At 70.1% G+C, this 14,393-nt stretch carries 10 protein-coding genes and 1 tRNA gene; 6 read left to right on the top strand and 5 right to left on the bottom strand.

Annotated features, from left to right (window positions below; genetic code table 11):
• Positions 1–27 precede the first annotated feature (27 nt).
• Complete coding sequence (pyc, locus tag BUB57_RS06535) at positions 28–3,468, top strand: pyruvate carboxylase (protein ID WP_073064077.1); 3,441 nt, start codon at positions 28–30, stop codon at positions 3,466–3,468.
• Between the two features lie 104 nt (positions 3,469–3,572).
• On the opposite strand, the gene BUB57_RS06530 is transcribed toward pyc, so the two are convergent.
• Positions 3,573–4,028, bottom strand: coding sequence for a hypothetical protein (locus BUB57_RS06530; RefSeq protein WP_073064075.1), 456 nt, complete (start codon positions 4,026–4,028; stop codon positions 3,573–3,575).
• Complete coding sequence (locus BUB57_RS06525) at positions 4,021–4,644, bottom strand: DUF5671 domain-containing protein (protein ID WP_073064717.1); 624 nt, start codon at positions 4,642–4,644, stop codon at positions 4,021–4,023. The genes BUB57_RS06530 and BUB57_RS06525 overlap by 8 nt, the downstream gene beginning before the upstream one ends.
• Positions 4,645–4,858: 214 nt before the next feature.
• On the opposite strand from BUB57_RS06525, the gene BUB57_RS06520 reads away from it, so the two are divergent.
• Positions 4,859–4,933 (top strand) — tRNA-Gly (locus tag BUB57_RS06520).
• A gap of 142 nt (positions 4,934–5,075) precedes the next feature.
• Here the strand turns inward: BUB57_RS06520 and BUB57_RS06515 are convergent.
• The gene (locus tag BUB57_RS06515) at positions 5,076–6,077 is read right to left on the bottom strand and encodes a 2-hydroxyacid dehydrogenase (RefSeq protein WP_073064073.1); all 1,002 of its coding nucleotides are present in this window, start codon (positions 6,075–6,077) and stop codon (positions 5,076–5,078) included.
• Positions 6,078–6,200: 123 nt separating this feature from the next.
• On the opposite strand from BUB57_RS06515, the gene BUB57_RS06510 reads away from it, so the two are divergent.
• Complete coding sequence (locus BUB57_RS06510) at positions 6,201–6,836, top strand: SH3 domain-containing protein (protein WP_073064715.1); 636 nt, start codon at positions 6,201–6,203, stop codon at positions 6,834–6,836.
• Positions 6,837–6,916: 80 nt separating this feature from the next.
• Here the strand turns inward: BUB57_RS06510 and BUB57_RS16765 are convergent, their stop codons facing one another.
• Entirely contained in the window at positions 6,917–7,075 is a 159-nt protein-coding gene (locus tag BUB57_RS16765; RefSeq protein WP_159435563.1) for a hypothetical protein, read from the bottom strand.
• Between the two features lie 232 nt (positions 7,076–7,307).
• Here BUB57_RS16765 and BUB57_RS06505 point away from each other — a divergent pair, with 232 nt between their 5' ends.
• Positions 7,308–9,287 carry a DEAD/DEAH box helicase gene (locus BUB57_RS06505; protein WP_084732002.1) on the top strand — a complete coding sequence of 660 codons (1,980 nt, stop codon included), beginning with the start codon at positions 7,308–7,310 and terminating at the stop codon, positions 9,285–9,287.
• A 13-nt stretch (positions 9,288–9,300) separates the two neighbouring features.
• Here the strand turns inward: BUB57_RS06505 and BUB57_RS06500 are convergent, their stop codons facing one another.
• Complete coding sequence (locus tag BUB57_RS06500; RefSeq protein WP_073064069.1) at positions 9,301–10,053, bottom strand: SDR family NAD(P)-dependent oxidoreductase; 753 nt, start codon at positions 10,051–10,053, stop codon at positions 9,301–9,303.
• Positions 10,054–10,320: 267 nt separating this feature from the next.
• Here BUB57_RS06500 and BUB57_RS06495 point away from each other — a divergent pair, with 267 nt between their 5' ends.
• Complete coding sequence (locus BUB57_RS06495) at positions 10,321–12,114, top strand: sigma-54-dependent Fis family transcriptional regulator (protein ID WP_073064066.1); 1,794 nt, start codon at positions 10,321–10,323, stop codon at positions 12,112–12,114.
• A 122-nt stretch (positions 12,115–12,236) separates the two neighbouring features.
• Positions 12,237–14,390, top strand: coding sequence for a hydantoinase/oxoprolinase family protein (locus BUB57_RS06490; protein WP_073064063.1), 2,154 nt, complete (start codon positions 12,237–12,239; stop codon positions 14,388–14,390).
• The last annotated feature ends 3 nt before the right edge of the window (positions 14,391–14,393 follow it).

Raw genomic sequence — 14,393 nt, 5'->3', positions numbered from 1 at the left:
CGATACGGCTGATGGAGGCAACGGTCGATGTTCCAGAAAATCCTTGTCGCGAACCGCGGAGAGATTGCGATCCGGGTTTTGCGGGCGGCGAACGAGCTGGGCAAGCGCACGGTCGCGATCTACGCCGAGGAGGACAAGCTGAGCCTGCACCGCTTCAAGGCGGATGAGGCCTATCGCATCGGCGAGGGGCTGGGGCCGGTCGCCGCCTATCTGTCGATCCCCGAAATCATCCGCGTGGCCCGCGAATCGGGCGCCGACGCGATCCATCCGGGCTATGGGCTGCTGTCGGAAAACCCCGATTTCGTGGATGCCTGCGTGGCGGCCGGGATCGCCTTCATCGGCCCCACGGCCGAGACCATGCGCGCGCTTGGCGACAAGGCCAGCGCCCGCCAGGTCGCGATCGAGGCCGGGGTGCCCGTGATCCCCGCGACCGGGGTGCTGGGCGAGGATTTCGACGCGATCCGGCGCGATGCCGCGCAGATCGGCTATCCGCTGATGCTCAAGGCCAGCTGGGGCGGCGGCGGCCGGGGGATGCGGCCCATCGCCTCGGCCGACGAGCTGGTGGAAAAGATCCGCGAAGGCCGGCGCGAGGCCGAGGCCGCCTTCGGCAACGGCGAGGGCTATCTGGAAAAGATGATCCAGCGCGCCCGCCACGTCGAGGTGCAGCTGCTGGGCGACGGCCACGGCGGGCTTTACCACCTGTATGAACGCGACTGCACCGTGCAGCGCCGCAACCAGAAGGTGGTCGAGCGCGCCCCCGCCCCCTATCTCAGCGACGAACAGCGCGCCGAGGTCTGCGGGCTGGCGCTGAAGATCGGCACCGCCGTCGGCTATCGCAACGCCGGCACGGTCGAGTTCCTGCAGGACATCGACTCGGGCGCCTTCTATTTCATCGAGGTGAACCCGCGCATCCAGGTCGAGCATACCGTGACCGAAGAGGTCACCGGCATCGACATCGTGCAGGCCCAGATCCGCATCGCCGAGGGCGCGACGCTGGCGCAGGCGACCGGGATGGCCTCGCAGGCGGCGATCACGCTCTCGGGCCACGCGATCCAGTGCCGGGTGACCACCGAGGACCCGCAGAACAACTTCATCCCCGACTACGGGCGCATCACCGCCTATCGCAGCGCCACCGGCAACGGCATCCGCCTGGACGGCGGCACCGCCTATGCCGGCGCGGTCATCACCCGCTATTACGATTCGCTGCTGGTCAAAGTCACCGCCTGGGCGCAGACCCCCGAGGCCGCGATCCGCCGCATGGACCGGGCGCTGCGCGAGTTCCGGGTGCGGGGCGTCTCGACCAACATCGACTTTGTCATCAACCTGCTGAAACACCCGGTTTTCCTGTCTGACCAGGCCACCACCAAGTTCATCGACACCACGCCCGAGCTGTTCGAGTTCGCCCCCCGCCAGGACCGCGGCACCCGCATCCTGAACTATCTGGCCGACATCAGCGTGAACGGGCACCCGGAAACCGCCGGCCGCCCCCGCCCCGCCCGCGCCCGCGCACCGGTGCCCCCCGCACCGCGGACCAGCGCCACGGGCCAGCCGCCCGAGGGCACGCGCCAGATTCTGGAACGCGAGGGCCCCCAAGGGGTGGTGGCGTGGATGGAGCAGCAGCGCCAGCTGCTGATCACCGACACCACCATGCGCGACGGGCACCAGTCGCTGCTGGCGACACGGATGCGGTCCATCGACATGATCCGGGTCGCGCCCTCTTACGCGGCGAATCTGCCCGGGCTGTTCTCGGTCGAATGCTGGGGCGGCGCGACCTTCGACGTGGCCTATCGCTTCCTGCAGGAATGTCCGTGGCAGCGGCTGCGCGACATCCGCGCAGCGATGCCCAACGTGATGACGCAGATGCTGCTGCGGGCCTCGAACGGGGTCGGCTACACCAACTATCCCGACAATGTAGTGCAGGAATTCGTGCGCCAGGCGGCCGAGACCGGGGTCGATGTGTTCCGGGTGTTCGACAGCCTCAACTGGGTCGAGAACATGCGCGTCGCCATGGATGCGGTGATCGATTCGGGCAAGCTGTGCGAGGCCGCGATCTGCTATACCGGCGATCTGCTGGACCCCGCCCGCGCCAAGTATGACCTGAAATACTACGTTGCCATGGCGCAGGAACTGCGCGCCGCCGGCGCCCATGTGCTGGGCGTCAAGGACATGGCCGGGCTGCTGAAGCCCGAGGCCGCCCGCGTGCTGTTCGCCGCCCTGCGCGATGAGGTGGGGCTGCCGATCCATTTCCACACCCACGACACCAGCGGCATCGCCAGCGCCACCGTGCTGGCGGCGGCGGAAACCGGGGTGGCGGTGGTGGATGCGGCGATGGACGCGTTCTCGGGCGGGACCTCGCAGCCCTGCCTGGGCTCGATCGTGGCGGCGCTTTCCGGCACCGACCGCGACACCGGGCTGGATCTGGCCGCAATCCGCGAGATTTCCAACTACTGGGAGCGGGTGCGCGATCTCTACTGCGCCTTCGAGGCCGGCAGCCGCGCCCCGGCCTCCGAGGTGTATCTGCACGAGATGCCGGGCGGCCAGTTCACCAATCTCAAAGCGCAGGCGCGCAGCCTCGGGCTCGAGGAACGCTGGCACGAGATCGCGCAGGCCTATGCCGACGTGAACGCGATGTTCGGCGATATCGTCAAGGTCACCCCCAGCTCCAAGGTGGTGGGCGACATGGCGCTGATGATGGTGGCGCAGGGGCTGACGAGGGCGCAGGTCGAGGACCCCGCGGTCGAGGTCGCCTTCCCCGATTCGGTGGTCGACATGATGCGCGGCAATCTGGGCCAGCCGCCCGGGGGCTGGCCGCCGGCGCTGCAACGCAAGGTGCTGAAGGGCGAAGCCCCGATCACCACCCGCCCCGGCGCACTGATGCCGCCGGTCGATCTGGCCGCCGCCCGCGCCGAGCTGGAAGCGGCGCTGGAACGCCCGGTCGACGACGAGGACCTGAACGGCTGGTTGATGTATCCCAAGGTGTTCACCGACTATGCCGAGCGTCACCGCATCTACGGCCCGGTCCGCACCCTGCCCACCCCGGCCTTCTTCTACGGGATGGAGCCGGGCGAGCAGATCAGCGTCGAGATCGACCCCGGCAAGACCCTTGAAATCCAGCTGCTGACGCTCGGCGACCGCGACGACGCCGGCCACGTCAAGGTGTTCTTCGAGCTGAACGGGCAGCCGCGCACCGTCCGCGTCCCCGACCGCGGCGCAAGTGCCACAGCCGCCGCCCGCCCTCGTGCGGAATCCGGCAACCCCGCCCATGTCGGCGCGCCGATGCCGGGGGTGGTGGCCAGCGTGGTGGTCCAGCCCGGGGCCAGCGTGCAGCCCGGCGACCTGCTGCTGACCATCGAGGCGATGAAGATGGAAACCGCCATCCACACCGACCGCGCCGGCCGGATCAAGGCGATCCATGTGGCGCCCGGCGCGCAGATCGACGCCAAGGACCTGCTGGTCGAGCTGGAATGAAGCAAGGGGGCGCTCGCGCCCCCTCTGCCGCGCGCGGGCGCGCGGCATTCACCCCCTGAGGATATTTAGGACCGCCCGAAGCCCATGGGGGGTGCGGGTCGCGCTCAGGCAGGGGCGCCGTCCGGCGGCGCGGGCTGCGGCCGCGCGGGCAGCGTGTAGATCAGGCAGTCGCCGTCGCGCCGCTCACCGCCCCAGCGATAGGGAGGATCGGCCGGGGGCAGCTCGAATGCGGCGCAGAGCCGGTATTTCCCGTCCGCGAGCGGCTCGATCCGATAGGGCTCGCCGCTGCGGCTGTCGGTCAGCGGCACCGGGCCGGGGCAGCCCTCGGTCGGGGAGAGATCGGCGGGCAGCTCGCGCGGGCCCGAATCGCCGACCAGGCACGAGATATGGCTGGACAGGCGCGACAGATCGGCGGCGCGCGCGTCGTCGCGGCGTTCCTTGCGCGCCTGCACCGGCCCTCCCGCGATCGCCAGCCCGGCGACCACCGCCCCCGCCGCCAGCGCGGCGATGGCCCAGCTGGCCCAGCCCTGCCCCTGTCTGCGCCCGCCCGGCTCAGTCATCCAGCTCTCCCCGGTAATAGGCGAACACCAGCGCGCCCACGGCGGCGATCAGCGCCGCCTTGGCGGCAAAGCGCGGCGTCAGATCGCCGTTCAGCAGCGAATAGATCACCGCCACCAGATCGCCCAGCAGCGCCAGCGACGCTAGCAGCAGCGTCATCGCCGCGAACCACTTGCGCACCAGCGAGCGGCGGCGGCCGCTGTCCTGCGCAGTGTCCCGCATCACCCTGCGGTTGAGCAGCAGGAACAGCGGCACGGTGGGAATCAGCGTCGCCATGCTCCACCGCATGGACGAGGTGGAGGGATAGTAATAGCGCTGGTCCGGGTCCGGCAGCAGCGCCTCGATCACCTCGAAGCCCAGCATGGTGACATGCCAGCAGATCAGCCCCAGCAGCAGAAACAGCAGCCCATAGATCAGCCCCTCGCGCGCCGAGACATAGGCGCGGGGCCGCGGCACCGGCGGCAGGCCGGGCGCCGCGGGCAGCCAGGCGGCCAGCGCGGCGGCGATCTCGCGCCCGCTCCACCCCGCTTGCGTCAGCGCCGCCGCCAGCTCGTCGCCGCTGCGCCCGGAGGCCAGTCCCGAGCGCACGAAATCGTTCAACTCGTCGCTTCGCGCCATGTATTGCCGCCCCTGTGGTCCGCAGCCATTGGCCAGCAGCACACCGCCCGCGTCAAGGGCCGCCCCCCGGCGGCAGGCATCTTCTGTCTCCAAATATCCCCGCCGGAGGCTCCGGCCGCGCCAATGGGCACGGCGGTGCATTTTACCTCTTGCACCCCCCGGCAAGCTTGTCTAAATCCCCCTCCACCGGCAGCGGATGCTACCGGGACGGGGCGCGGGCGTAGCTCAGGGGTAGAGCATAACCTTGCCAAGGTTAGGGTCGTGAGTTCGAATCTCATCGCCCGCTCCAATCGAAAAAGGCCGGTCCTGCGGGGCCGGCCTTTTCCGTTCTCGGGTTGTTTTCCGGGTCATGAGGCCACAGGGGCCGGACAGGAAAACGCCCCGCAGCCTTGCGGCGCGGGGCGTCGTGTCAGCCCTTGCGGCACGGAACCTTACAGCATCGAGGGCAGCACCATGTCCGGCGGGCGGTGGCCGTCGGCAAAGGTCTTGATGTTGATGATGACCTTTTCGCCCATCTCGTTGCGCCCCTCGACCGTGGCCGAGCCCATATGCGGCAGCAGCACCACGTTCGGGGCCTCGCGCAGCCGCGGGTTGATCTCGTGGCCGTGCTCGAACACGTCGAGCCCCGCCCCCGCCAACTCGCCCGCGCGCAGCATCCTGGTCAGGGCGTTCTCGTCGATCACCTCGCCGCGCGAGGTGTTCACCACCACCGCCGTCGGCTTCATCAGCTTCAGCCGCCGCGCGTTCAGCAGGTGAAAGGTCGAGGGGGTGTGCGGGGCGTTGATCGACAGGATATCGATGCGCGCCAGCATCTGGTCGAGGCTTTCCCAGTATGTCGCCTGCAGGTCGGATTCGACCTCGGGGCGCAGCCGGCGGCGGTTGTGGTAATGCACCTGCATCCCGAAGACATTGGCCCGCCGCGCCACCGCCTGCCCGATCCGGCCCATGCCGAGGATCCCCAGACGCCGCCCGCCGATGCGCCCGCCCAGATGCGCGGTGGGCGACCAGCCCTGCCAGCGGCCGGACTGCATCTCGGCCAGGCCCTCGGGAATGCGGCGGGTCACGGCCAGCATCAGCGCGATCGCCATGTCGGCGGTGTCCTCGGTCACGACCCCGGGGGTGTTCGTGACCTGGATGCCGCGGCTGCGGGCCGAGGCCACGTCGATGTGATCGAACCCCGCCCCGTAGTTGGCGATCAGCCGCAGCCGCTCGCCCGCCTGCGCCAGAAGCCCCGCGTCGACCTGGTCGGTGATGGTGGGGACCAGAACATCGCTGTCCCGCATCGCCCGCGCCAGTTCCTCGCGGGTCATCGGGGTGTCGGTTTCGCGCAGTGACACGTCGAACAGCTCGGCCAGACGTGCCTCGACCGCCTGAGGCAGGCGGCGGGTCACGACGACCTTGAGCCGATCACGCTTGGGTGCGATGTCAGCCATGTGACCTCTCTTCCAATGCCGGATTACGTTTGGCAAACTGCCCGCAAGCCGGGGCTTGCACAAGACCCCGGACGGGCGGGCAGACATGCCGCGGTGCTTTCCGCGGCCGGCAAGGAAGACGACATGACCAAGCGATCCGGGGCAGAGGCTGCACGGACGGGGTATCCGGGTTGGGCGGCGCTGCTGGCCGTGGCGGTGACCGCCGCCGCGCTGTGGGGGGCGCCGGCGGCGGCGCAGGACGGGGGCGCCGACCCGGCGATCGAGATCGACCGCAGCGACGTGACCGCCGATTCCCTGATCAGCCGCCACCAGGCCACCCCGCGCGACCCCAACCGCGGCCCGGTCACCAACCTGCCGCTGCCCCGCTACGTCAGCCTGAAGGGGGGCGAGGGCAACGCGCGGCGCGGCCCCTCGCTGTCGCACCGCATCGACTGGGTGTTCCGCCATCCGGGGATGCCGCTGCTGGTGGTGGCCGAGTTCGGGCACTGGCGCCGGGTCGAGGACCAGGACGGCGCCGGCGGCTGGGTGCATTATTCGCTGCTGTCGGGGGTGCGCACCGCCATCATCACCACCGACATGGCCGAGCTGCGCAGCCGTGCCGACCTGAACGCCTCGGTGCTGGCGCGGGCCGAGGCCGGGGCCATCGTGCGGCTGCACGAATGCACGCCCGACTGGTGCCGGGTGTCGGGCGGGGGCGAAAAGGGCTGGGTGCCCAAAACCTCGCTATGGGGGGTGGATCCCGACGAGATCCGCGACTGAGCCCGCAGCCGGGCCGGCATTCCAGCGCCGGCGCGCCTGGGGCGGCAGCCCCGTGGACGGCACCGGCGCCGGCTGGCCGGTCAGGGCGTGACCACCGTCACGGAATCGCCGCCGGGCGGGGTGACGACCTTGACCGGATCGCTGCTCGGGGTGGTGATGGTGGTGGTGGTCGGCCCCGGGGTGCAGGCCGCCATCGTCAGGATCGCGGCCACCGCCAGGGCGGGCTTGATGCAGGACATGTCGGGTCTCCTTCCTGTGATGAGGATGCGGCGGATCGCCGCCTGATGGAAACGCCGGACCCCCCGGTTTTCGTTCCCCCACCGTGGCATACGGGGTTGACTTCGCGGCGCCGGGGCGGCAGGAACCCGGCTTTCGGCCCATGGACACCGGGGCGGCAGGCCATGGCGGCCCGCGCGCAAGGGGCTAGGTGCCGTCCCACGGATGCGCGCCATCCCCTTCAGGCTGATTACAATGACCGATCACGAACTCGCCGCGCCACTGGCCGCGGCCCTGGCTGCCAAGGGCTATGCCAGCCTCACCTCTGTCCAGCAGGCGGTGCTGACCCCCGAAACCACCGGGCGCGACCTGCTGGTGTCGGCGCAGACCGGTTCCGGCAAGACCGTGGGCTTCGGGCTGGCGATGGCCTCGGACATCCTCGACGACGGGCAGCTGCCGCTGGGCGGGCTGCCGGTGGCGCTGGCCATCGCCCCCACGCGCGAGCTGGCGCTGCAGGTGGCGCGCGAGCTGGGCTGGCTTTACGCCGGGACCGGGGCGCAGATCGCCACCTGCGTCGGCGGCATGGATTTCCGCACCGAGCGCCGGGCGCTGGACCGCGGCGCGCAGATCGTCGTCGGCACCCCCGGCCGCCTGCGCGACCATCTGGAACGCGGCAGCCTGGACCTGTCCACCCTGCGCGCCTGCGTGCTGGACGAGGCCGACGAGATGCTGGACCTCGGCTTCCGCGAGGATCTGGAGTTCATCCTGCAATCCGCCCCGGCCGAGCGCCGCACGCTGATGTTTTCGGCCACCGTGCCGCCCGCCATCGCCAGGCTGGCGACCGAGTTCCAGCGCGACGCCCTGCGCGTGGTCGCGACCGGAGAGGCGCGCCAGCACGGCGACATCGCCTATCGCGCCGCCAGCGTCACCCTGCGCGACCGCGAGAACGCCATCTTCAACCTGCTGCGTTTCCACGATGCCCGCACCGCCATCGTGTTCTGCAAGACCCGCGCCAATGTGAACCACCTGCTGGCGCGGATGGGCAACCGCGGCTTTCGCGCCGTGGCGCTGTCGGGCGAGCTCAGCCAGCAGGAACGCACCCACGCCCTGCAGGCGCTGCGCGACGGGCGCGCGCAGGTCTGCATCGCCACCGACGTGGCCGCGCGCGGCATCGACCTGCCGGGGCTCGACCTGGTGATCCATGCCGACCTGCCCACCAACTCGGAAACCCTGCTGCACCGTTCGGGGCGCACCGGGCGGGCGGGGTCCAAGGGGATCTCGGCGCTGATCGTCACGCCCGCGGACTACAAGAAGGCACAACGGCTGCTGCAGGGGGCGCGGGTGACGGCGGAATGGGGCAAGGCGCCCTCGGCCGACGAGGTGCGGGCGCGCGACGATGCGCGGATGCTGGACCACCCCGCCCTGACCGCCGACGCGGATGACGAGGCCGAAGCCGCCGACCGGCTGCTTGAGCGTTTCGACGCAAGGCAGGTCGCCGCCGCCTTTGCCCGGCTGTGGCGCGAGGGGCGCCCGGTCCCCGAAGAACTGGCCGATGCGCCCATCCCCGGCGGTCCGGCCCCTGCCCCGCGCGAGCGTGGCGATTTCAGCGATGCCGCCTGGTTTTCGCTGTCGGTCGGCCATACCGGCCGCGCCGAGGCGCGCTGGCTGCTGCCCAAGATCTGCGAGGCAGGCGGCATCACCCGCGACGCCATCGGCGCGATCCGCGTGCGCGAAACCGAAAGCTTCGTGCAGATCGCCGCCGCCATGGCCTCGCGCTTTGGCCCGCTGACCGAGATCGAGCCGGGGCTGGTCATGCGCCGTATCGACGGCGAACCCGCCGATGACCGCGCCCCCCGCCCCCGCGCCGCCGCACCCCGCCGCAGCGCCGCCGCCGAACCCTCGCACCCGCCGCGGTGGCAGCCGCTGCCGGACGCCGACGGCCAGCCGCCGCAGGCGCCGGCAAAATACGGCGCGAAGAAACCCGGTGCGGGCAAGTTCGCCGCCGCAAAATCCGGCGCCGAGAAATACGGCACCCCGAAATACGGGACGAGGAAATACGGCGCCGAGAACCCGCGGCCCGACGAGCCGTCGGACGCACGGCCCGCCACCCCGCGGGCGAAACGCGCCCCCGCTGCGGCGCCCGGGGCCAGGCGCCCGGCCAAGCCTGCGGGCGGTGCGGCACGGCCGCAGCGCCCGGGCAAGCCGCGGGGACCGGGCAAGCCGCCGCGGCGCTGAGCCGGGGCGCCGTTCAGGCGGCAGTATAGCCGCCGTCGACCACCAGCGCGGCTCCGGCCATGAAGCTGGCGCCCTCGGACAGCAGGAAGGCCGCCGCATGGGCGATCTCCTCGGCCCGGCCCAGCCGGCCGATGGCGTGCTGCCCGACCAGAGCGGCGCGGGTGTCGGCGTCCAGCGCGTCCAGCAGCGGGGTGTCGACATAGCCCGGGTGGATCGAGTTGATCCGTACCCCCTGCGCCGCATAGGCCAGCGCGGCCGAGCGGGTCAGCCCGGTGACCCCGTGTTTCGCCGCCACATAGGCCGGCGCGCCGGGATTGCCGACCAGCCCCAGGATCGAGGACATGTTCACGATCGCCCCGCCCCCCGCGGCCAGGATCGCCGGGATCTGGTGGCGCAGCCCGTATTGCACGCCGCTGAGGTTGATGGCGATGACGCGCTGCCAGTCCTCGGGGGACAGCTCGCCCGCCGGCAGCAGCGTGCCGCCGATGCCGGCGTTGTTGAAGGCCATGTGCAGGGCGCCGAACCGCTCGACCGCCAGCGCTACCGCCGATTGCGAATCCTCGGGGCGGGACACGTCGCCTGCATGGGCCACCGCCTGCCCGCCCGCGTCCCTTATGGCGGCGGCCAGCGTCTCGGCCTTGCCCGAATCGATGTCCGACACCACCAGCCGCAGCCCGTTGTCCGCCAGCAGCCGCGCCGTCGCCTCGCCGATGCCGGAACCCGCGCCGGTGACAAGGACGGTATCGCCTTTGAAGCTGTATTTCATGGAAATCTCCGTGGTTGCCGGGTGCTCGGGCGCCGGATGCCGGCCGCGGCCGCTTTGGCGCGGCCGGATGATGCGCCCGCCCCAGAATACCCCCGCCCCCGCCCGTGGCCAGAGCATCGCGCCGCCTGCGTCGATATGTGGCCGCCCGTCGCGCACCCGTCCCCGCACCGGCGGCGCGCCGCCCGCGCCGGGATGAATCGTTGCGGCACTGCGGCCCCTGTGCAAGATAATCGCGAGTGCACGGACCGTTTGTCAGGGGAGGGGCTGATGGTCGCCAGCATTTCGAAATCCGATTGGGAAAGTTTTCGTGCTGTCGGGCGGGTGCCTCCCAGCATCCGCGAAGTCGTGTTGCAAAGCTGGAAACGCTCGTCAAAGCTGGCCATGGCTTCGCCGAAATACGCCCCGATGCTGGCGCCTGACGACCTGCATACAACCCGGACCCGCGCCCGGCGCCTGCGGCAGGCGGCACAGGCCGCGCTGTCCAAGGCCGATTTCCTGCTGCGCCAGTCCGGCAACATGCTGCTGCTGTGCGATCACGATTGCGTGGTGCTGGATGCGGCGGGTGATTCGGACACCATCGCCCGCGGCCGGGAAAACCACCTGCATCTGGGCGGAAAATGGTCCGAAACCGCCATCGGCACCAACGCCATCGGCACCGCGATCCACCTGGGCCGCTCGGTGCAGGTCGACGGGCCGGAACATTTCTTCGAGGAAATCCAGCGCTGGAACTGCGCGGCCAGCCCGATCAAGGACCCCGGCACCGGGCAGCTGCTGGGGGTGCTGAACATCTCGTGGTCGGCGGGGCAGAAACAGCCGGGCAGCACGGCGCTTTCCTCGGCCTTCGCGCTGCAGGTGGAAAGCGAGCTGGCCCACCGGCTGGCGCAGGACCGCCAGCTGCTGCTGCAATGTCTGCACCAGCGCCGCCTGTCGGAACCGGTGCTGCTGCTGGACCGCACCGGCGCCGAGATCTTTTCATCGGGCGAGTTCGCCCATGCGCCCGAGTTTTCGCAGGCGCTGGCCGGGCTGCGCCAGCGCCTGCCCGAGCTGATCGAGCTGGGCGCCGACCGCGCCGCCGAAGCGCTGGCCGGCCATCTGCCCGACGCGGCGCTGGACGTGATCGAGCCGCGTGCCGACGCGATCGGGGTGGTGATCTCGCTGAAAGCCCGGCGCACCCGGCGCAAGCCCGAGGCGCTGGACCTGCCGCAGCTGGGCCGCACCGGCGCCACCATGGCCGAGCTGGTGGCGCAGGCGCAGCGGCTGCTGGACACCAGCCTGCCGATCCTGATCGAAGGCGAGACCGGCACCGGCAAGGCCACGCTTGCCCGCGCCATGCACGACGCTTCGTCCGCCGCCCGCGCCGGCCGCTTCACCATGCTGGAATGCGCGCTGCTGTCGGACGAGGGGCTGCGCGCGGACCTGGCGCGCGGGGCGCTGGCGCTTGACGGCGGCACGCTGTGCCTCGACAGCCCCGGCCGCGCCAGCCCGGCGGTGCAGAAGCTGCTGCTGAGCGTGATCGAGACCGCCGAGCGCGCCGGCTGCCGGGTCATCACCCTGGCCTCGCGATCGCTGTTCCAGATGATGCAGGACGGCAGCCTGCACCGCGAGCTTTACTATCGCATCGCCGGCGCCCGGCTGACCATCCCGCCGCTGCGCGACCGCCCGGCGGAAATCCCGCTGTATCTGCAGGCGATCCTGGCCCGGCACCGGCTGGAAAACGGCGGGCGCGAGCTGCGCTTCACCGCCGGCGCCATGGCGGTGCTGCGCGCGCATTCCTGGCCCGGCAACCTGCGCGAGATGCAGAATCTGGTCTCGGCCCAGTCGGCGCTGTCGCGCAGCGCGTTGATCGACGCCCGCGACCTGCCGCCGGAAATCGGCCGTCCCCCGGCCGAGCCCCTGCGCGAGGACAGCCTGCTCGACGTCGAAAAGGCCGAGATCATCGCCGCGCTGGACGCCACCGCCGGCAACATGACCGAGGCCGCGCGGCGGCTGGGGATCGCACGCTCGACCCTCTATCTCAAGCTTGACGCCTACGGGATCGCGCGGCCGCGCAGCAAGCCCTAGGCTCGCGTCCGCAGCATGTCCGTCAGCCTGTCCGAATATCGGACACCCCGCCGATCACGCCTGATTCCATCCTGACCCCGACCCGCCAGCCATGGCGGGCCGGTCAAAGGGAGGAGTGAGACGTGCCACTTGACAGCAAGAACAAGCGGTCCGTGCAGGTGCTGGGCATCGACGCCGGCGGGACCATGACGGACACATTCTTCGTGGATGCCGACGGCGATTTCGTCGTGGGCAAGGCGCAATCGACGCCGCAGGACGAATCCATCGGGCTGATCGAATCCTCGCGCGAGGGGCTCGAGGCCTGGGGGCTGAACCTGTCCGACGCGCTGGCCTCGTTGCAGACCGGGGTCTATTCCGGCACCGCGATGCTGAACCGCGTGGTGCAGCGCAAGGGGCTGCGCACCGGGCTGATCGTCAATGCGGGGATGGAAGATTTCCACCGCATGGGCCGCGCGATCCAGGCCTATCTGGGCTTTGCCTACGAGGACCGCATCCACCTGAACACCCATTACTACGACGATCCGCTGGTGCCCCGCCACCTGACCCGCGGCGTGATGGAACGCGTGGACATGTTCGGCACCGTGGTGATCCCCCTGCGCGAGGAGGGCGCAAGGAAAGCCGCGCGCGAGCTGATCGAGCAGGATGTGGAAGGGATCGTGATCTCGTTCCTGCACAGCTACAAGAACCCCACGCATGAGCGCCGCGTCCGCGACATCGTGCTGGAAGAGGTCAAGGCCGCGGGCAAGGACATCCCGGTGTTCGCCTCGGTCGACTATTACCCGCTGCGCAAGGAAACCCACCGCACCAATACCACCGTGCTCGAGGCGTTCGCGGCGGAACCCTCGCGCAAGTCGCTCAAGCAGATCTCGGCCGCGTTCCAGGAACATGGCGCAAAGTTCGACATGCGGGTGATGGCCACCCACGGCGGCACCATCAGCTGGAAGGCCAAGGAGTTGGCGCGCACCATCGTGTCCGGCCCCATCGGCGGCGTGATCGGGGCGAAATACCTGGGCGAGACGCTGGGCTATTCCAACATCGCCTGCACCGACATCGGCGGCACCTCGTTCGACGTGGCGTTGATCACCCAGAACGAGCTGACCATCAAGAACGACCCCGACATGGCGCGGCTGGTGCTGTCGCTGCCGCTGGTGGCGATGGATTCGGTCGGGTCGGGCGCCGGCACCTATATCCGGCTGGACCCCTACACCAAGGCGATCAAGCTGGGCCCGGACAGCGCCGGCTATCGCGTCGGCGTCTGCTGGGCGGATTCCGGGGTGGAAACCGTCACCATTTCCGACTGCCACGTCATCCTGGGCTATCTGAACCCCGACAACTTCCTGGGCGGGCAGGTCAAGCTGGACCGCGAGCGCGCCTGGAACGCGATGAAGGAACAGGTGGCCGACCCGCTGGGCCTGTCGGTCGAGGATGCCGCCGCCGGGGTGATCGAACTGCTGGACAGCGACCTGCGCGACTATGTGCGCTCGATGATCTCGGGCAAGGGGTCGAGCCCCAGCAACTTCGTCTGCTTCAGCTACGGCGGCGCGGGGCCGGTCCACACCTACGGCTATACGCAGGGGATGGGGTTCGAGGACATCATCATCCCGGCCTGGGCCGCGGGCTTCAGCGCATTCGGCTGCGCGGCGGCGGATTTCGAATACCGCTACGACAAGTCGCTGGACATCAACATCGCCACCGATGCCGCCGACGGCGCCAAGGCCGATCAGGCCCGCATCCTGCAGGCGGCCTGGGACGAGCTGAAAGAGCGCGTGCTCGAAGAGTTCGCCATCAACGGCTATTCCGCCGACAAGGTGACGCTGCAACCCGGGTTCCGGATGCAGTATCGCGGCCAGCTGAACGACCTTGAAATCGAATCCCCGATCTCGTCGGCCGCGACCGCCGAGGACTGGGACAAGCTGGTCGAGGCGTTCAACGACACCTACGGCCGGGTCTATGCCGCCTCGGCCCGCTCGCCCGAGCTGGGGTATTCGGTCACCGGCGCGATCATGCGCGGCATGGTGCCGATCCAGAAGCCCAAGATCCCGCATGAAGAGCTGGGCCCGGAAATCCCGCCCGAGGGCGCGAAACTGGGCACGCGCAAGTTCTACCGCCACAAGAAATGGGTGGATGCGCAGCTGTACCAGATGGAAACGCTGCAACCCGGCAACCGCATCACCGGCCCCGCGATCATCGAATCCGACGCTACCACGCTGGTGGTGCCCGGCGGCTTCGAGACGTTCCTGGACGGCCACCGCCTGTTCCACCTGAAAGAAGTCTGAGGG

Source organism: Paracoccus solventivorans (genome assembly GCF_900142875.1).
GTDB classification, from domain to species: Bacteria; Pseudomonadota; Alphaproteobacteria; order Rhodobacterales; family Rhodobacteraceae; genus Paracoccus; species Paracoccus solventivorans.
The sequence above is the reverse complement of the archived record's forward strand: the minus strand, read 5'-3'. Positions and strand labels throughout refer to the sequence as shown.

Bases quoted from the DNA above. Each gene is read 5' to 3' on its own strand.
- BUB57_RS06515 (WP_073064073.1), bottom strand. From the start codon at position 6,077: ATGGCTGACATCGCACCCAAGCGTGATCGGCTCAAGGTCGTCGTGACC.
- BUB57_RS06525 (WP_073064717.1), bottom strand. From the start codon at position 4,644: ATGGCGCGAAGCGACGAGTTGAACGATTTCGTGCGCTCGGGACTGGCC.
- BUB57_RS06500 (WP_073064069.1), bottom strand. From the start codon at position 10,053: ATGAAATACAGCTTCAAAGGCGATACCGTCCTTGTCACCGGCGCGGGT.
- BUB57_RS06495 (WP_073064066.1), top strand. From the start codon at position 10,321: ATGGTCGCCAGCATTTCGAAATCCGATTGGGAAAGTTTTCGTGCTGTC.
- BUB57_RS06530 (WP_073064075.1), bottom strand. From the start codon at position 4,028: ATGACTGAGCCGGGCGGGCGCAGACAGGGGCAGGGCTGGGCCAGCTGG.
- BUB57_RS06510 (WP_073064715.1), top strand. From the start codon at position 6,201: ATGACCAAGCGATCCGGGGCAGAGGCTGCACGGACGGGGTATCCGGGT.
- BUB57_RS16765 (WP_159435563.1), bottom strand. From the start codon at position 7,075: ATGTCCTGCATCAAGCCCGCCCTGGCGGTGGCCGCGATCCTGACGATG.
- pyc (WP_073064077.1), top strand. From the start codon at position 28: ATGTTCCAGAAAATCCTTGTCGCGAACCGCGGAGAGATTGCGATCCGG.
- BUB57_RS06505 (WP_084732002.1), top strand. From the start codon at position 7,308: ATGACCGATCACGAACTCGCCGCGCCACTGGCCGCGGCCCTGGCTGCC.